The organism is Sphaerisporangium sp. NPDC005288 (genome assembly GCF_040607475.1).
Classification (GTDB): domain Bacteria; phylum Actinomycetota; class Actinomycetes; order Streptosporangiales; family Streptosporangiaceae; genus Sphaerisporangium; species Sphaerisporangium rhizosphaerae.
This window is the reverse complement of record NZ_JBEXGT010000024.1, coordinates 59,738-76,774: the sequence shown is the minus strand read 5'-3', so window position 1 is coordinate 76,774 and position 17,037 is coordinate 59,738. Positions and strand designations below refer to the sequence as shown.

Below are 17,037 nucleotides of genomic sequence, written 5' to 3'. Positions count from 1 at the left end.
GGCAACCCGGTATTCCGCCTCAGCCGGCGCCGAGGAGGTCGGTGAAGGGGGTCGGCGCGAAGGGGTCGCGGACGTCGGGCGCGGCCCGGCGGCGGATCTCGGCGGCGAACTGGGCCGCGGCGCGGTCGATCCGGTGGGCCAGCAGGTCGGGTGCGGTGGCGCCGCCCCAGTCTTCCGGCGCCGCGAAGACCGACGTGGGCACGACCACGGCTCCCAGATAGGCGAACAGCGGCCGTACCGTGCTCTCCAGCACCAGCGAGTGGCGCGCGGTGCCGCCGGTCGCGCCGATCAGCACCGGCTTACCGTCCACCGCGTGGTCGTCCATCAGGTCGAGGACCTCGAAGAACGCCTTGAACAACGAGCTGTGGGAGGCGGCCAGCGTCGGGGTCACGGCGATCAGGCCGTCGGCCGCTGCGACCGTTTCCAGCGCGGTTCGCAGTTCTGGCTCCGGAAAGCCGCTGACCAGGTTGTCCACCAGGCCGTGCCCGTGCTCGCGCACCTCGATCACGCGCGTCTCGACCTGGTCTCCCCACTCGCGCAGCTCGCGCTCGGCCGAGGCGGCCAGCCGGTCGGCGAGGAGCCGGGTCGAGGAGGGGCGGCCGAGCCCGGCGGAGACCACGGCGATGGTGCGCCTCGTCGGCCCCGCGCTACCGTCGCCGGTCGGCCCTGTCACGGCTCCGCCGCTTTGGGCGGTTCGCGCGGCCACCGTTCGGTCCCTTTCGGCGGTCCACGCGCCCGTCGCCGCGCCGCCCTCACCGGCAGACGCGCTCACCGCTCCCCCGCCATCACCGGTTGACGGGCTCATCGCTGCGCCGCCTTCAGGGACTCGTGCGTCGGAGCGTCCGGGATGTGTGCCGGTCGGAGGGACGCGAACTCCTTGCGGAGGACCGGAACGACCTCCTCGCCGAGGAACTCGATCTGGTCGAGGACCGCGTGGTGCGGCAGGCCCATGCCGTCCACGTTGAACAACTGACGCTGGTAGTCGCCGAAGTCCTCCCGGAACCGGAGCGTCCGGTCGATGATCTCCTGCGGGCTGCCCACCGCCAGGGGCGTCTGCCGCATCGTCTCCTCCAGCGACGGCCCGTTGCCGTACGTCGGGGAGTTGTCGAAGAACGGCCGGAACTCGGCGATCGCGTCCTGCGACCTTCGCCGCATGTAGACCTGCCCGCCGAGTCCCACGATCGCCCGGTCGGCCGGCCCGTGCCCGTAGTGCTCGAAGCGGGTGCGGTACAGCTCGATCATCCGGCGCGTGTGCTCCTTCGGCCAGAAGATGTTGTTGTGGAAGAACCCGTCACCGTAGTAGGCGGCCTGCTCCGCGATCTCGGGGCTGCGGATGGAGCCGTGCCAGACGAACGGCGGCACGCCGTCGAGCGGGCGCGGGGTCGAGGTGAACGACTGCAGCGGGGTGCGGAACCTGCCCTGCCAGTCGACCACGTCCTCGCGCCAGAGCCGGCGCAGCAGGGCGTAGTTCTCCACGGCGAGCGCGATGCCGTCGCGGATGTCCTTGCCGAACCACGGGTAGACCGGGCCGGTGTTGCCCCGGCCCATCATCAGGTCGACCCGGCCCTCCGCCAGGTGCTGGAGCGTGGCGAAGTCCTCGGCGATCTTCACGGGGTCGTTCGTGGTGATCAGCGTGGTCGACGTCGACAGCAGGATCCTGCTGGTGCGCGCCACGATGTAGCCGAGGATGGTGGTGGGCGAGGACGTCACGAACGGCGGATTGTGGTGCTCGCCCATCGCGAAGACGTCGAGACCCGCCTCCTCCGCCTTCAGCGCCGTCTCCACCATCCGCTTGATGCGCTCATGTTCGGTCGGTGCGCGCCCGGTGGCGGGATCGGGCGCGATGTCGCCGACCGTGAAGATGCCGAACTGCACGGCGATCACCTTTCAGGAGTAGGCCGTGACCGATGGTTCCGGTCACGTCCCGATGAAAGCGCCGCGACGATGACAGCCGCTGCACGTCCGATTCACGCGCCCTGCACGCCCCGCGCGAAGCGCACCACCGCAGGACCGCGTCACGCGAGATCATTTGCGGAACGTGCCGCGCATCGACCTCTGGGAGGCTCCGTGGATGAGGTGTCCGTCCGGGACATGACGGTGGAGGACGTCCCGGCGGTGTCGGCCGTCCGGGTCACCGGCTGGAAGACCGCGTACGCGGGGATGATCCCCCGCGAGTTCCTGGACCTGATGACCGTCGAGGCCGACAGCGAGTACCGCAGGAGCGCCTTCCGGAGCGACTCCCCGGTACAGAACCTCGTCGCGGAACGGGACGGGACGGTGGTGGGCTGGGCCGCGCTGGGCCCCTGCCGCGACGAGGGCTGCACGGCCCTGGACGGGGAGATCTACGCGCTGTACGCGTTGCCGGACGCGATCGGCACGGGCATCGGCCAAGCGCTGATGCGCGAACTGCTCGCCCGCGCCGACCGCGCCGGGTTCACCACCCTGCGCCTTTGGGTGCTGGAGGCCAACCGCCGCGCCCGCCGCTTCTACGAGCGCGCCGGCTTCCACGCCGACGGGGGACGGTCGCTGTGGAACATCGGCCGGACGTCGGTCCCCGAGGTCAGCTACGTCCGCGATCTTCTCGGCGACTCCGGCGCCCGGCCGGCAGCGGGCTGAACCCTGTGTGACGGGCCGAACGCCAGGCCGGCCGAGCGGCACACGACCGGCTGAGCCCTGAAGAGCCGGCCGAACCCTGAACAACCGGCTGAGCCCCGCACACTCGGTTGAACGAAGCCCGGCCGGCCGAGCGCTACGCGGCGTGGCCCGCCCGCAGGAGGCCATAGGTCACGGCCTGCTCGAGCGCCTGCCAGGAGGCCTCGATGATGTTCTCGTCCACGCCGACCGTCGCCCACTCGCCGCTGGCGTCGCTGGAGGTGACCAGGACGCGGGTGACGGCCCCGGTGCCGTGGGTGCCCTCGACGATGCGGACCTTGAAGTCGATCAGCTCCACCTCGGCCAGCTCGGGGTACAGCTTCTCCAGGGCCAGGCGGACGGCGCGGTCGAGCGCGTTGACCGGGCCGTTGCCCTCGCCGGTGGCGACGATGCGCTCGTCCTTGGCGTGCAGCTTGACCGTGGCCTCGCTGACCACGTCGCCGCCGGGGCGCCGTTCGACGATGACCCGCCAGGACTCGACGGTGAAGTGCCTGCGCCGCTCGCCGGTCACGGTGTCGCGCAGCAGCAGCTCGAAGGAGGCGTCGGCGGCCTCGAAGGTGTGCCCGCGCGACTCCAGGTCCTTGACCCGGTCGACCAGCTCGCGCGACTGCTGGGAGGTGAGGTCGTAGCCGAGCGACTTGCCCTTCAGCTCCACCGAGGCCCGCCCGGCCATGTCGGAGACGAGCATGCGCATGTCGTTGCCGACCTCGGCCGGGTCGATGTGCTGGTAGAGGTTCGGGTCGACCTTGATCGCGCTGGCGTGCAGCCCGGCCTTGTGGGCGAACGCCGAGACGCCGACGTAGGGCGCGTGGGAGTTGGGCGTGACGTTGGTGACCTCGGTGATCGCGTGGGCGATGCGGGTCATCTCGGCCAGGGACTCCCGGGGCACCAGGTCGAAGCCCCGCTTGAGCTGCAGGTTGGCGACGACGGTGAACAGGTTGGCGTTGCCGGAGCGCTCGCCGTACCCGTTGGCGCAGCCCTGGACGTGGGTGGCGCCCGCCCGCACGGCGGCCAGGGTGTTGGCGACGGCGCAGCCGGTGTCGTCGTGGCAGTGGATGCCGATGCGGGCGCCCGTGCCGGCCGCCTGGTGGACGACGTCGGCCAGCTCGTCGGGCAGCATGCCGCCGTTGGTGTCGCACAGCGCGATGACCGAGGCGCCGGCCTCGGCGGCGGTGCGCAGCACCTCCAGCGCGTAGGCGGGGTTGGAGTTGTAGCCGTCGAAGAAGTGCTCGGCGTCCAGGAAGACCCTCTGCCCCTCCGCGCGCAGGTGGGAGACCGTGTCGCGGATCATCGCGAGGTTCTCCTGGAGGGTCGTGCGAAGGGCCAGTTCGACGTGCCGGTCGTGACTCTTGGCGACAAGGGTCACGACCGGCGCGCCGGATTCGCGCAAGGCGGCGACCAACGGGTCGTCGGCCGCCTTCACTCCGGCTCGGCGGGTCGCGCCGAACGCGGCGAGCTGCGCGTGCTTCAGGTCGAGCTCGGTCCGAGCCCGCCGGAAGAATTCGGTGTCCTTGGGGTTGGCCCCCGGCCAGCCGCCTTCGATGAAGCCGACGCCCAGGTCGTCCAGGTGGCGGGCCACGGCGAGCTTGTCGGCGACGGTGAGGGACAGCCCCTCCTGTTGCGCGCCGTCGCGCAGCGTCGTGTCGTACACATGGAAGCGGTCGTCGGCCATGGTTTGTCTCCTTCGCGGGGTGCCTTCTTGCGTTCGCCGCGCGCGATGTCCGCCGTCGGGCCCGGAAAGCCGGCCCAAACAAAAAGACCCCTCACGGACGTGAGAGGTCTGCGCGCTGGCGGTGTCCCTTTTCAGCCAGCGCGCCTGCTGATAATGAGCAGACCGTAGAACATGGTGCCCGTAGTCTGCCACACGCCGCCACCATATGGCACATCGATCTCACCATCCGGACGTCCGCCGTCACCCGCGCCCCGCCGGCCCCACCGTCATCCACAGGCATCCTCGATTTCCGGCGGACCGCAACTCATCCCCCTTACGCTAAGCGACGGTAAAGCAACGTTACGCAACCCGCCTGGAGGGGATGATGCACCTATGGCCAAGGTCCTGGACAAGCCCATCGCACCACCGAGGGGAGATCAAGATATGTCGCCCATCACTCCCCATATCGACACGGCGCCCATTGAGGCAGCGGCTCTCGCCGAATACGCCCAGCTTGAGGAGATCTACCTCGATCTCGACACCCGCCTGGGTAAAGCACGCAAGCTGGAGATCATTCACGGTCGGATCGTGGTGAGGGAGATGCCGACCGGAGAGCACAATGACATCGTCTTCCTGCTTCTTTCCCAGCTGCTCGCCGTCGCCGTCGAGCGCGGTTGGAAGATCTGGAACGACATCGCCATCTTCCTCGGACCTCAGATGGACCGCTACCGGCCAGACCTCACCGTGGTCCCGGCCAACCCTCCGATGTGGGGCAGCGACCAGGTACATGGCTATGCGTCCCTACTCGCCGTGGAGGTCGTCTCCAAAAGCAGCGTCCACGACGATCACGTGACCAAGCCCAAGAACTGCGCCGCGGGCGGAGTCCCACTCCTTCTGGTGATCGACGGATTCGAGCGAAAGGCTCGACTCTTCAGCCGCCCCGCTCCAGACGGCTACGAGCAGCAGACCGAGGTGACTCTGGGAGCTCCGTTGGAGCTGCCGGAGCCCTGGGGCTTCACACTCGACACCGGCAAGCTGGGAGGCTGAGAGAAGCGAACGTCCAGCCCGGTCACGGACGACCGGGCTGGACGTGGTGGGTCAGCAGATCTTGTGGACCCAGTTGTGGGGGTCGGGGCGGGTGCCGTACTGGACGCCCATGAGTTCGTCGCGGAGTTGGAGGGTGAGCTTGCCGGGGGTGCCGTCGCCGACGGTCCAGCCGCCGTCGACGCCCTTGACCGAGCCGACCGGGGTGATGACGGCGGCCGTGCCGCAGGCGAAGACCTCGGTCAGCTCGCCGGACTCGCAGCCCGCGCGCCACTCGTCGATGGAGATCTTTCCCTCCTCGGCGGTCAGGCCGAGGTCGTCGGCCAGGGTGAGCAGCGAGTCGCGGGTGATGCCGGGCAGCAGCGTCCCGGTCAGGTCGGGGGTGAGCAAGCGGTCGCCGAAGACGAAGAACAGGTTCATCCCGCCCATCTCCTCGACGTAACGGTGCTCGAAGGCGTCGAGCCAGACGACCTGGTCACAGCCGTTCTCGACGGCCTGCCGCTGCGCCACGAACGCGGCGGCGTAGTTGCCGCCGCACTTGGCGAACCCGGTGCCGCCGGGCGCGGCGCGGGTGTAGTCCTGCGACAGCCACACCGAGACCGGCTTGACGCCGCCGGAGAAGTACGCCCCGGCCGGCGAGGCGATCACCATGTACCTGTAGGTGCGGGAGGGGTAGTTCACCCCGAGCGCCGGCTGGGTCGCGATCATGAAGGGGCGCAGGTAGAGGCTGTGTCCCTCGGTGGTCGGCACCCAGTCGCGGTCGGTCTGCACCAGCAGTTCCAGCGACTCCACGAAGCTCTGCTCGGGGAGCTCGGGCATCGCCATGCGGGCGGCCGACCGGTTGAAGCGGGCCGCGTTGGCGTACGGGCGGAAGGCCACGATCGAGCCGCCGGACTGCCGGTAGGCCTTCAGCCCCTCGAACAGTTCCTGGGCGTAGTGGAACACCGAGGTGGCCGGGTCGAGCGTCAGCGGCCCGTACGGGGTGAGGCGTGCGTCGTGCCAGCCGCGTCCCTCGGTGAAGTCGATGGAGATCATGTGATCGGTGAAGGTCTGCCCGAAACCGGGGTCCGCCAGTACGCGCTCGCGCTCGGCCGGAGTGCGAGCGGCGCCGGAGAGCTGCACGTCGAAGCTGAGCTGCTGAGCGGTCGTCATGTCGGATCCTTCTCTGCTCTGTCGGTCGCGCCTGCATCCATTCTGCGACGGACCAGGTAACGGGAAACTACTGCATCAAATGGGCATACGGGAGTGTGTCGGTATGGCCTTGCCCCGGTGGCTCACCTGGTGCGCAGAACGCGAAAACGCGCACGGCGGCCCCGGGCGGGGGCCACCATGCGCGTCGGTCGGCGTAGGGCAGCCCCTCAGCCGGTTACTCGTGCGGTGATGTCGTCGCCGATCTCGCGAGTGGTGCGCGAGACCCAGTCGGCCTGGCGCTCGACGAGGTCGACGGCCACGGCCTGCTCGATGCGGGCGGCCTCGGCGGTCAGCCCGAGGTGGTCGAGCATCATGGCGACCGACAGGATCGCCGCCGTCGGGTCGGCCTTGCCCTGCCCGGCGATGTCGGGAGCGCTGCCGTGGACGGGCTCGAACATGCTGGGCGCCCAGGACGCCGTCCCGGGTGTCGCGGGGTTGACGTTGCCGCTGGCGGCCAGGCCGATGCCGCCCGCGACGGCCGCGCCGAGGTCGGTGAGGATGTCGCCGAACAGATTGTCGGTGACGATGACGTCGAAGCGCTTGGGGTCGGTCACGAAGAACATGGACGCGGCGTCGACGTGGCAGTAGTCGGTGGTGATCTCGGGATACTCGGCGGAGACCCGCTCGACGACGCGGGCCCACAGATCGCCCGCGTAGGTCAGCACGTTGGTCTTGTGGACCAGCGTGAGCTTCTTGCGGGGACGGGTCATGGCCTTGTCGAAGGCGTAGCGCACGACGCGCTCGACGCCGAAGGCGGTGTTCAGGCTCTCCTGCGTGGCGATCTCCTGCGAGGTGCCGCGGCGCATGACGCCGCCGGCGCCGGCGTAGGGGCCCTCGGTGCCCTCGCGGACGACGATCATGTCGATGTCGTCGGGGCGGGCCTTGCCGAGCGGGGTCTCGACGCCGGGGAAGAGCTTGACCGGGCGCAGGTTGACGTAGTGGTCGAGCTCGAAGCGCAGCTTGAGCAGCAGCTCGCGCTCGAGGACGCCGGGCGGCACGCTCGGGTGGCCGACGGCGCCCAGCAGGATGGCGTCGTACCCGCGCAGCTCGGCCAGGGTCTCCTCGGCCAGGATCTCGCCGGTGGCGTGGTAGTGGGCGGCGCCCAGCGCATAGGTGGTGGTCTCCACCTTCAGACCGAGGGCCTGGAGGACCTTCAGCCCTTCCGCGACCACTTCACCGCCGATGCCGTCTCCTGGGATGACGGCCAGACGGATGTCGTGAGAATCCCGCATGCACGTAGCCTACCGGTCCGTCTCGACGGCCGGGCACGTCATCTCACCGCTCGGACACGATCGGCGCGTCAGAGCGGGGGAACCTGGGCGATGGCTCGCTCGAAGACCAGGTCGCGGGCCGCGGTGAGGCCCACGGCCATCGCGCCGAGCAGCACCGCCTCCGTGCCGAGGTCGGACGCCTCGATCATGGGGACGCGCAGCGCCACCAGGTCGCGCAGGCAGTCGGTGACCGGGCCGATCAGCAGGTCGCCCGCCTGGACGCCGATGCCGCCGCCCAGCACGACGAGCTGGGGGTCGAGCACGGCGATCACCCCGGCCAGGGCGTGCGCGATGTGGTCGGCCTCGATGGCGACGACCCGGCGGGCGACCGGGTCGGCGGCCCGGGCGGCGTCGAAGACGTCCTTCGCGCTGGTCACGCCCTCCATGCCGAGCCGGGTGGCGAGCGCGACCACGCCGTCGGCGGACGCCACGGACTCCAGCATGCCCCGGCCGCGGTTGACCAGCGGGTCCCCCTCGCCGACCGGCATGTAGGAGATCTCGCCGGCGGCGCCCTGCGCGCCGCGGTAGAGCTTGCCGTCGATGACGACGCCCATGCCGATGCCGGTGCCGATCCAGACCAGGGCGAAGTGGTCGACCCCCTGGCCGAGGCCGTAGGCACCCTCCCCGACAGCGGCGAGGTCGACGTCGTTCTCCACGACGTACGGCGCGTCGGCGGCGACGCCCGCCAGCAGTTCGATCGCTCCGGGCCGGTCCCAGCCGGGGAGGTTCGGGGCGAGCTGGAGTGAGCCGGTCTCCTTGTCGTGGATGCCGGGCGTGCCGAAGACCGTCAGCGTGATGTCCGCGAGCGCCGCGCCCGCCTCGTCGACCAGTTCGCGTGCCAGGCCGCCCAGCCAGGCGACGAGCTCGTCGGGGGTCTCGCCGCCTCTGCGGTGCTCGTCCCTGCGGGCGGCGATGTCGCCGACCAGGTCGGCCAGGGCCAGCCGGACGAACTCCCTTCCGACGTCGACGGCGAGGACCCAGCCGGCCTGCGGCCGGATCTCGTACAGCAGGGCGGCGCGCCCGGTGTTGCCGGCGCGCAGGCCCACGGGCCGTACCAGGCCGGCGCGTTCGAGATCGGTCAGGGCCATGGAGATCGTCGGCTTGGACAGCCCGGTGGCCTGCGCGAGCTCGGGCCGGGACACCTTGCCCAGCTTGAAGATCTCCGCGAAGACCGCGCGCTCGTTCATGACGCGCAGCACCGCTGTCGTGCTGGCCGTACCGCCGCTGCTCACCACGCCCCCAGATTGGCACAGGCCGCCTCGTGTCACGGTCGCGCGCAAGTTTGTTAAAGACCTTGCCAAACGCGGCCCGCGAAGTCCAGCATGCTGCCAAGAACTCCTCGAACCACCTGAGAGGCAAGCATGAGGGCGAAATGGTTCGCGGTCCCCCTGGTCGCGGCGGCGCTGGCGACAGGGTGCGGCGCTTCCACCGGCACGACCACCTCAACCACCGGACAGGCCGGCACCGGCGGCGAGAACGGCGAGAAGGCCCCGACCATCGCGCTCTTCCTCCCCGAGTCCAAGACCACCCGGTACGAGTCCTTCGACCGGCCGCTGTTCGAGGCCAAGGTGAAGAGCCTGTGCCCCGACTGCCGACTGCTGTACTCCAACGCCGACCAGGACGCCGCCAAGCAGCAGCAACAGGTCGAGGCGGCCCTCACCCAGGGCGCCGACGTGCTCGTGCTCGACGCGGTGGACGCCGCCGCGGTCGCACCCCTGGTCAACCAGGCCAAGCAGAAGAAGGTCCCGGTCATCGCCTACGACCGGCTGATCTCGGGCATCGGCTACGACTACTTCGTCTCCTTCGACAACGTGCGGGTGGGCGAGATGCAGGGCCAGGCCCTCCTGGACGCGCTCACCAAGAACGGCACGGCGGCCAAGGGCCAGATCGTCATGATCAACGGTGCGACCACCGACCCGAGCTCCGCCGACTACAAGAAGGGCGCCCACAACGTCCTGGACGGCAAGGTCAAGATCGGCCGGGAGTTCGACACCCCCGACTGGAGCCCCGACAAGGCCCAGCAGGAGATGGAGCAGGCCGTCACCGCCCTCGGCCGCGACCAGATCGTCGGCGTGCTGTCCGCCAACGACGGCATGGCGGGCGGCGCGATCGCCGCGATGAAGCGCGCCGGGTACGACCCGACGCCGCCCATCACCGGCCAGGACGCCGAACTGGCCGCCGTCCAGCGCATCCTGACCGGCGAGCAGTACATGACCATCTACCTCGACATCAGGAGCGAGGCGGAGAAGTCGGCCGAACTGGCGGTGGCGGTCGGCAGGGGCGACAAGCCCGCCGCCGCGACCACGGTGAACAACGGCACCGCCGACATCCCCGCCTTCCTGCTCGACCCGATCGCGGTCACCGCGGACAAGGTGAAGGACACCATCGTGAAGGACGGCTTCTACAAGGCCGCGGACATCTGCAAGGGCGAGACGGCCGCCGCCTGCGCCAAGGCGGGCATCAGCTAGATGATCCGCGCGAAGGACATCTCCAAGCGGTACGGCGCGGTCCAGGCCCTGGAGGGCGTGAGCCTGGACCTGCGCCCGGGCGAGGTGGTGGCGCTCGTCGGCGACAACGGCGCGGGCAAGTCCACCCTGGTCAAGGCCATCTCCGGCGTCATCTCCCCCGACAGCGGGGAGATCACCATCGACGATCGCCCGGTTCGCGTCGGCAACCCGCACGACGCGCAAGCCATGGGCATCTCGACCGTCTACCAGGACCTCGCCCTCTGCGAGAACCTCGACGTCGTGGCCAACCTGTTCCTCGGCTCGGAGCGGCGGCGCTGGTCCGTGCTCGGCCACATCCGCATGGAACGGGCGGCCCGCGACCTGCTCACCCAGCTCGACGTGCGCATCCGCGACATCCGGGTGCCGGTCGCCATGCTGTCGGGCGGACAGCGCCAGTCGGTGGCGATCGCCCGCGCCCTGATCGGCGAGCCCCGGCTGGTCATCCTCGACGAGCCCACCGCCGCCCTCGGCGTCGAGCAGACCGCCCAGGTCCTCGGCCTGATCCGGCGGCTGCGCGCCCGCGGGCTGGCCGTCCTGCTCATCTCGCACAACCTGGCCGACGTCCGGGCCGTCAGCGACCGCGTCGTCGTGCTGCGCCTCGGGCGCAACGCCGGGGAGTTCCGTACGGCCGACACCTCACAGGAGTCCATCGTGGCCGCCATCACCGGAGCCGCCGCATGAGCTCGACGACCGTGCGGCCCGCGCACAAGCCCTACAGCCCGAAGCGGGCCGTGGAACGGATGCGGCGCGGCGACCTCGGCGCCTGGCCCGTCGTCGGCGGCCTGATCGCGATCGCCGTCGTGTTCGGATCGCTGAACGAGCACTTCCTGTCACCGGAGAACCTGACCAACCTGGCCCTGCAGATGGCGGCCACCGGGACGATCTCGCTGGGCATCATCATGGTGCTGCTCCTCGGCGAGATCGACCTGGCCGCCGGCTCGGTGAGCGGCCTGTGCGCGGTCATCATGACCATCATGAACGTCCGGCAGGGCTGGAACCCGCTGCTCGCCATCGTGGTGGCGGTCGCGGCGGGCGCGGCGATCGGGCTGGTGCACGGCCTGCTGTTCACCAGGGTCCGGATGCCGTCCTTCGTGGTCACGCTGGCCGGGCTGATCGGATGGCAGGGGCTGCTGCTGTTCCTGCTCGGCGAGCGCGGCACCATCAACCTGCCCTTCGACGGATTCGTCGCGAAACTGAGCGACACGTGGCTGCCGCCGTGGCTCGCCTGGACGCTCGCCGTGGCGCTCGTCGGCGCCTACGGCGGCTCCCTGCTGCTCGGCCGGCGGCTCCGGATCGCCGCCGATCTGCCCGTCGGGCCCGCCTCCTGGGCGGTGGTCCGCGCGGGTCTGCTCGCCGTGGTGCTCGCGGCGGCGGTCATCGTGCTGCAGGCCGACCGGGGCGTGCCGTTGCTGCTGGTCATCTTCGCGGCGCTCGTGGTCATTCTGGACCTGGTGCTGCGGCACACCGCCTTCGGGCGCTGGATGTACGCCGTGGGCGGCAACGCCGAGGCGGCCCGGCGCGCGGGCATCAACGTGACCCGCATCCGCGTGCTCGCCTTCGTGCTGTCGGGAAGCCTCGCCGCGTTCGGCGGCATCCTGGCGGCCAGCCGCCTGTCGGCGGTCAACCAGAGTTCCGGCGGCAGCGACATGCTGCTGATGGCCATCGCGGCGGCCGTCATCGGCGGCACGTCTCTGTTCGGCGGGCGGGGGCGGACCTACGCGGCGCTGCTCGGCATCCTGGTGATCCAGGCGATCACCAACGGCATGCTGCTGCTGAACCTCGACTCCTCGGTGCGCTACATGGTCACCGCGAGCGTCCTGGCCCTGGCCGTGGCGATCGACTCGCTGGCCCGCCGCGGAAGCACCCCGTGAGCCGGCGGGTCCTGCTCGGCATCGACTTCGGCGGCACCAAGGTCGCCCTCGCCACCGCCTCGGCGGACGACGTCGACCGGCCGCTGCGCAAGGTGCGGCTGCCGACCCGGGGCGACGAGGGCGCCCAGCAGGTGCTGCGCAGGTCCCTCGACGCCGCCGCCGAGCTCGCGGGCCGGTCGGGAACGCTCCAGGCGGTCGGGGTGTCCACGTTCGGGGTGATCAGGGGGGAGACGGTGCGCCTCGCGCCGACCGTGCCCGGCTGGGAGGGGCTGGAGCTTCCCCGGCTGCTCCGGGAGGAGTTCGGCGACACGCCGGTCGCGATCGACAACGACGTCAACGCGGCGGCCGCCGCGGAACTGCGCTGGGGCGCGCTCCGCGGCGTCGGAACGGGGCTCTACCTCAACCTCGGCACCGGCCTCGCGGCGGCGCTCGTGGTCGACGGGAGGGTGGCGCCGGGGGCGCACGGCGCGGCGGGCGAGATCGGGTACCTGCTCGGCGAGCCGGGGGACCTCGCGTTCAGCGAAGGCCACGCGCCGCTCGAGGAGATCATCTCAGGGCACGCGCTGGCGCGGCATGGAGCGGCGCTCCTGGGACGGCCGGTGAGCGCCGCCTCGCTCTTCGAGGCCGGCGACGATCCGGCGGTGCGGGCGCTGCTGGACAGGGCCGTCGCGGCACTGGCGATGGCGGTCGCCAACGTGTGCGTGGTGCTCGACCCCGAACGCGTGGTGGTCGGCGGCGGGCTGATGGGCGCGTCGCACCACATCATGCCCCGGCTGACGGCCGAGATCCGCCGGGCGGTCCCGTTCCCGCCCGAGATCACGGCGGCCAGGTTCGTCGACGACGCGCCGCTGTTCGGCGCGCTGGCGCTGGCGCTGACCGCGAGCGGCCGCTCGGTACGGGAAGACGCGAGCCGGCCGGGAGGGGCGTGACCGCTGGTCGTCCAGCGGGCCGTGGCGGTCTCCAGCGGGCCGCGGGTTTCTCCGGCGGGCTGCCGGTTCTCCAGCGAACCGTCAGTTCTCCGGCAGGCGGTCAGTTCTCCGGCAGGCCGCCGTTGTCGCGGCGGTCGAGCGCCGTCTGCACGGGGTCGGGCGTCTCGTCCTCGTGGCGGTGCTCTTCGGTGGTGGGACTGTTCCAGGGATACATGTCGTACATGGCACGTCTCGCTCGCTGGTGGGCATGCGCGCGTCGGCGCACGCGGTCGGATGGGTCGGACGGAACCTCGACGGACCTCGGCGGACCTCGGCGGAACCTCGATGAACACGGTGAAACAGCCGGATGGACTGGATCGACTGGATCGCGCGGATCTCGGATCGCGAACCCGCACTCCGGGCGGCTCCCCGCTCCGGGTCACGGAACGGAAGGGCCGCGGGTCTCACGGCCGGGCGAACAGCGGCATCACCGCGGCGGGTCGCCGGCCTGCCCTTATCAGGCCCCGCCGCGGCAGGCAAGGACTACGAGTACCTGGCGCGTCATCTCCGACCACGTTACCTGCCAGTAGCGAGCCTGTCTGCTAGGAAGACCTAGTATCTCGATATGTGAGACGACAAAGGCCCGCCACCCGGACGGGCGGCGGGCCTTCGGCCATCGCTCAGCGTGCGAAAAGGGGTGCCGGCCTCCCGCGGAACCGAGCCGGGAGGCGGCGGGGCGATCAGTCGGCGAGGTCCACCGTGCGGCCGCCCTCGGCGCCGATCTCCTGGGCGATCTGGTCGACGACCTCGGCCGGGATGGAGGAGTCCACGGTGAGCGCGATGAGCGCCCGCCCGCCCTTGGCGTCCCGCGAGACCTGCATGGAGGCGATGTTCACCTCGCGCTCGCCGAGGATCTTGCCCACGATGCCGACGATGCCCGGCCGGTCGGCGTAGGTGAAGAACGCCAGGTGCTCGGTCGGCTCGATCTCCATCTGGAAGCCGTTGACCTCGACGATCTTGGTGATCTGGCGCGGCCCGGACAGCGTGCCGGACACCGACACGGTGCGGCCGTCGGCCAGCACGCCCCTGACGGTGACGACGTTGCGCCAGTCGGGGCTCTCGTCGCTGGTCACCAGCTCGACCGTCACGCCGCGGTCCTTGGCGAGCAGCGGGGCGTTGACGTAGGTCACCGAGTCCTCGACGACGTCGGTGAACACGCCCTTCAGCGCGGCCAGCTCGAGCACCCGCACGTCATGGGCCGCGATCTCGCCGCGGATCTCGACGTCCAGGCGGGTGGCGACCTCGCCCGCGAGGGCAGTGAAGACCCGGCCGAGCTTCTCGGCGAGCGGCAGACCCGGCTTGACGTCCTCGGCGACGGCGCCGCCCTGGACGTTCACGGCGTCCGGGACGAACTCGCCGGCCAGCGCGAGCTTGACGCTGCGGGCGACTTGGGTGCCGGCCTTCTCCTGGGCCTCGTGGGTCGAGGCGCCGAGGTGCGGGGTGACCACGACGCTGTCGAGCTCGAACAGCGGGCTGTCGGTGCAGGGCTCCTTGGCGAACACGTCGATGCCGGCGCCGGCGACCCTGCCCTCCTTGATGGCGGCGTAGAGGGCGGCCTCGTCCACGATGCCGCCGCGGGCGACGTTGACGATGCGGACCGACGGCTTGACCGTGTGCAGCTCCCGGTCACCGATGAGCCCGATGGTCTCCTTGGACTTGGGCAGGTGCACGGTGATGAAGTCGGCCTGCTTGAGCACCTCCTCCAGCGAGACCAGCCGGACGCCCATCTGCGCGGCGCGGGCCGGCTGCAGGTAGGGGTCGTAGGCGATCAGCTCGACGCCGAACGGGGCCAGGCGCTGCGCCACCAGCTGGCCGATGCGGCCCAGGCCGAGGATGCCCACGACCTTCTCGTCGAGCTCGACACCGGTGTACTTGGAGCGCTTCCACTCGCCGTTCTTCAGCGCGCCGTGCCCCTGGGCGACGTTGCGGGCGCTGGCGAGGATCAGGGCGACGGTGTGCTCGGCGGCGCTGGTGATGTTGGAGGTCGGCGCGTTGACGACCATGACACCGGCCTTGGTGGCGGCTTCCACGTCGACGTTGTCCAGGCCGACCCCGGCTCGGGCGACGACGCGCAGGCGGGGCGCGTGGGAGAGCGCCTCGGCGTCCACCTGGGTGGCACTGCGCACGATCAGCGCGTCCACCTCGGCGAGAGCGGGCAGGAACTGCGAGCGGTCGGCGCCGTCGGTGTGACGGACCTCGAAGTCCGCTCCGAGCACGGCCAGACCAGCTTCGGACAGCTCCTCTGCGACCAGGACGACGGGCTTGTTCACGGGTAGTCCTTTGGGAAGTGCGGATGCACGGACAAGGTTCGAGTCTATCCGGGCTTGTGAAAGCACTCACGAGCGTCCGCCATCCGAGACGCCGCGCCGCCCGCGGCCACACAGGCATCCGGGACGACCGACCACGATCGGACCGCGCGGGGTCCGGAACGATCGGCCACACGAGATTCTGCGTCCGCCTGCGGCCGGCCCGGTAGGCCGCGGGAACCTTCTTGGCGCCATCGAGGCCCAAAACGTCCACTATCTGAGACGATTTCGCCGCCACCGACCGCTTCGCGAGGCACGCCGACCTGGGCGTTCTGTCCGGTATGCGAGGTTATTCGGCTCGGCCGAGCCGTCCGGCATGTGAGACGCGGGCCGCTTACCCACCTGCGCGGGATTCCACGCGCGAGCCGCCATCTTGGTATTGCTCACAACATTTCTTGACGATTAGGCTGATAAGCCGTGTCCTACTACCTATCGTTTGTCGTATGAGCATCGGGAACCCCGCTCTCGGAGAAGTGCTCGCGCAGCACGGCAGCCCGCACCGACTACTGGCGGCTCTTGCCGAGTGGGGCATCCTGGTGGCCGTGCGCCCCGACCGGTCCGTCGTGCTCGGCACGACGCAGGCCGGTGATCGCGTCCTGCTCGGGTACACCGGTCCGAGCACCTACGCACGGCACCGCGGCAACCACTCGTTGTCGGCGTGCGACGCCGACACCATCCTCGACATCCAGCGCGTCACCGGTGTGCGGGAGATCGTCATCGACGCGGCGGGACCGGCGGCGGCGGCCGTCCCCATCGAGGACCTTCAGCGCTATCTCGCCTCCACGCGGAGCGGCCAGCACGCGCCGGCCCTGTCCAGCGCGTCGCCCACGGCCTACGCCACCGGCGCGATGGCCACGGTGTCCCGCCACAGCACCGTGCCGAGCGCGCCGGCCTTCGGGCGGAACGAGACGCTGACCGCCCCCGTGGCGCAGAGCGCGCACGACGCCCCCGCGAGGGCGTGGATCCCCGCTCCGCGCCCCCACCTGTCGGGGCCGATGCAGCAGGTCGATCCCGGGTACAAGCGGTGCGCCCATCCGATCCTGCCGGCGCTGCGCGTGGCGATCTCCGAGCTGCTGCGCGACTTCCCGCTGGTGCACCACGTCTGGATCTCCGAGGCCCGCACGGTCTCCGGCTCCTCGGGGATCATGCTGCACGTCAAGGTGCACACCCGTGACGCCGAGGACATCGTCCGCGACCTGCACCGCATGGTCCGCGCCCGGCTGCCGCAGCTGGCGGCCAGCGAGGCGCCGGTGCTCATGGCCCGCGTGGCGGACGCCAACACCGAACGCCGCATGATCGAGCTCGGCGCCCACGTCGTGTGCGCCGACGTCTCCGACTGCTGACCCCGGCCGCCCCTGATCCCCGGCCACCGTCGAGCCCGGCGCGGCCGGGGACGGGCGACCGCCCGCCGTCCCGTCCCCCCGCCGCGCTCTGACTCCGGTTCCTGACTTTCCGGCCCGGCCCGCGCCGCCTCCCGGAAGCCCCGAAACGACCGGGCCCGCCGCCTTGACCACGCCTCGGCGAAACGCCGGTCAAGGCCCAACGGACGGGCCACGGGAGCCGGCGGACGACCCGG

15 protein-coding genes are annotated in these 17,037 nt (G+C 70.9%); 7 read left to right on the top strand and 8 right to left on the bottom strand.

Annotated features, from left to right (window positions below; genetic code table 11):
• Nucleotides 1-19: 19 nt before the first annotated feature.
• Nucleotides 20-673: an FMN reductase gene (locus ABZU32_RS22900; protein ID WP_354924881.1), complete on the bottom strand. Its 654-nt coding sequence runs from the start codon at nucleotides 671-673 to the stop codon at nucleotides 20-22.
• Between the two features lie 128 nt (nucleotides 674-801).
• A complete protein-coding gene (locus tag ABZU32_RS22895; protein ID WP_354847380.1) occupies nucleotides 802-1,875 on the bottom strand; it encodes an LLM class flavin-dependent oxidoreductase in 1,074 nt (357 codons plus the stop codon).
• 192 nt (nucleotides 1,876-2,067) lie between these two features.
• Here ABZU32_RS22895 and ABZU32_RS22890 point away from each other — a divergent pair, with 192 nt between their 5' ends.
• Complete coding sequence (locus ABZU32_RS22890) at nucleotides 2,068-2,616, top strand: GNAT family N-acetyltransferase (protein WP_354924879.1); 549 nt, start codon at nucleotides 2,068-2,070, stop codon at nucleotides 2,614-2,616.
• Nucleotides 2,617-2,749: 133 nt separating this feature from the next.
• Here ABZU32_RS22890 and cimA read toward each other — a convergent pair whose 3' ends face one another.
• Nucleotides 2,750-4,324: a citramalate synthase gene (gene cimA, locus ABZU32_RS22885; protein ID WP_354924878.1), complete on the bottom strand. Its 1,575-nt coding sequence runs from the start codon at nucleotides 4,322-4,324 to the stop codon at nucleotides 2,750-2,752.
• A gap of 372 nt (nucleotides 4,325-4,696) precedes the next feature.
• On the opposite strand from cimA, the gene ABZU32_RS22880 reads away from it, so the two are divergent.
• Entirely contained in the window at nucleotides 4,697-5,350 is a 654-nt protein-coding gene (locus ABZU32_RS22880; protein WP_354924876.1) for a Uma2 family endonuclease, read from the top strand.
• Nucleotides 5,351-5,401: 51 nt separating this feature from the next.
• On the opposite strand, the gene ABZU32_RS22875 is transcribed toward ABZU32_RS22880, so the two are convergent.
• The 3 genes from ABZU32_RS22875 to ABZU32_RS22865 all read right to left on the bottom strand — a co-directional run bounded on the left by ABZU32_RS22875 (nucleotide 5,402) and on the right by ABZU32_RS22865 (nucleotide 9,044).
• Nucleotides 5,402-6,499 (bottom strand): branched-chain amino acid aminotransferase, encoded by a 1,098-nt coding sequence (locus ABZU32_RS22875; RefSeq protein ID WP_354924874.1) that lies wholly within the window; start codon nucleotides 6,497-6,499, stop codon nucleotides 5,402-5,404.
• Nucleotides 6,500-6,705: 206 nt separating this feature from the next.
• On the bottom strand, nucleotides 6,706-7,770 hold the full coding sequence (locus ABZU32_RS22870; protein ID WP_354847364.1) for a 3-isopropylmalate dehydrogenase: 1,065 nt from the start codon (nucleotides 7,768-7,770) through the stop codon (nucleotides 6,706-6,708).
• A gap of 68 nt (nucleotides 7,771-7,838) precedes the next feature.
• Nucleotides 7,839-9,044, bottom strand: a complete 1,206-nt coding sequence (locus ABZU32_RS22865; protein ID WP_354924872.1) for an ROK family protein — start codon at nucleotides 9,042-9,044, stop codon at nucleotides 7,839-7,841.
• Nucleotides 9,045-9,170: 126 nt separating this feature from the next.
• Between ABZU32_RS22865 and ABZU32_RS22860 the strand changes: the two genes are divergently transcribed.
• Genes ABZU32_RS22860 through ABZU32_RS22845 form a run of 4 tightly spaced genes read left to right on the top strand, consistent with a single transcriptional unit; the run spans nucleotide 9,171 to nucleotide 13,116 of the window.
• The gene (locus ABZU32_RS22860; protein ID WP_354924870.1) at nucleotides 9,171-10,277 is read left to right on the top strand and encodes a substrate-binding domain-containing protein; all 1,107 of its coding nucleotides are present in this window, start codon (nucleotides 9,171-9,173) and stop codon (nucleotides 10,275-10,277) included.
• The gene (locus ABZU32_RS22855; protein ID WP_354924868.1) at nucleotides 10,278-10,997 is read left to right on the top strand and encodes an ATP-binding cassette domain-containing protein; all 720 of its coding nucleotides are present in this window, start codon (nucleotides 10,278-10,280) and stop codon (nucleotides 10,995-10,997) included.
• Nucleotides 10,994-12,187, top strand: a complete 1,194-nt coding sequence (locus ABZU32_RS22850) for a sugar ABC transporter permease (protein ID WP_354924867.1) — start codon at nucleotides 10,994-10,996, stop codon at nucleotides 12,185-12,187. The genes ABZU32_RS22855 and ABZU32_RS22850 overlap by 4 nt, the downstream gene beginning before the upstream one ends.
• A complete protein-coding gene (locus ABZU32_RS22845) occupies nucleotides 12,184-13,116 on the top strand; it encodes an ROK family protein (RefSeq protein WP_354924865.1) in 933 nt (310 codons plus the stop codon). Before ABZU32_RS22850 ends, ABZU32_RS22845 begins: the two co-directional genes overlap by 4 nt.
• Before the next feature lie 100 nt (nucleotides 13,117-13,216).
• Here the strand turns inward: ABZU32_RS22845 and ABZU32_RS22840 are convergent, their stop codons facing one another.
• The gene (locus ABZU32_RS22840; RefSeq protein ID WP_354924863.1) at nucleotides 13,217-13,339 is read right to left on the bottom strand and encodes a hypothetical protein; all 123 of its coding nucleotides are present in this window, start codon (nucleotides 13,337-13,339) and stop codon (nucleotides 13,217-13,219) included.
• Nucleotides 13,340-13,835: 496 nt separating this feature from the next.
• The gene (serA, locus tag ABZU32_RS22835; RefSeq protein ID WP_354847344.1) at nucleotides 13,836-15,425 is read right to left on the bottom strand and encodes a phosphoglycerate dehydrogenase; all 1,590 of its coding nucleotides are present in this window, start codon (nucleotides 15,423-15,425) and stop codon (nucleotides 13,836-13,838) included.
• Between the two features lie 479 nt (nucleotides 15,426-15,904).
• Here serA and ABZU32_RS22830 point away from each other — a divergent pair, with 479 nt between their 5' ends.
• Nucleotides 15,905-16,804 (top strand): hypothetical protein, encoded by a 900-nt coding sequence (locus ABZU32_RS22830; RefSeq protein WP_354924861.1) that lies wholly within the window; start codon nucleotides 15,905-15,907, stop codon nucleotides 16,802-16,804.
• The last annotated feature ends 233 nt before the right edge of the window (nucleotides 16,805-17,037 follow it).

Coding starts and splice junctions, on each gene's coding strand:
- cimA (WP_354924878.1), bottom strand. CDS start 4,324: ATGGCCGACGACCGCTTCCATGTGTACGACACGACGCTGCGCGACGGC.
- ABZU32_RS22880 (WP_354924876.1), top strand. CDS start 4,697: ATGGCCAAGGTCCTGGACAAGCCCATCGCACCACCGAGGGGAGATCAA.
- ABZU32_RS22875 (WP_354924874.1), bottom strand. CDS start 6,499: ATGACGACCGCTCAGCAGCTCAGCTTCGACGTGCAGCTCTCCGGCGCC.
- ABZU32_RS22870 (WP_354847364.1), bottom strand. CDS start 7,770: ATGCGGGATTCTCACGACATCCGTCTGGCCGTCATCCCAGGAGACGGC.
- ABZU32_RS22860 (WP_354924870.1), top strand. CDS start 9,171: ATGAGGGCGAAATGGTTCGCGGTCCCCCTGGTCGCGGCGGCGCTGGCG.
- ABZU32_RS22855 (WP_354924868.1), top strand. CDS start 10,278: ATGATCCGCGCGAAGGACATCTCCAAGCGGTACGGCGCGGTCCAGGCC.
- ABZU32_RS22850 (WP_354924867.1), top strand. CDS start 10,994: ATGAGCTCGACGACCGTGCGGCCCGCGCACAAGCCCTACAGCCCGAAG.
- ABZU32_RS22840 (WP_354924863.1), bottom strand. CDS start 13,339: ATGTACGACATGTATCCCTGGAACAGTCCCACCACCGAAGAGCACCGC.
- ABZU32_RS22830 (WP_354924861.1), top strand. CDS start 15,905: ATGAGCATCGGGAACCCCGCTCTCGGAGAAGTGCTCGCGCAGCACGGC.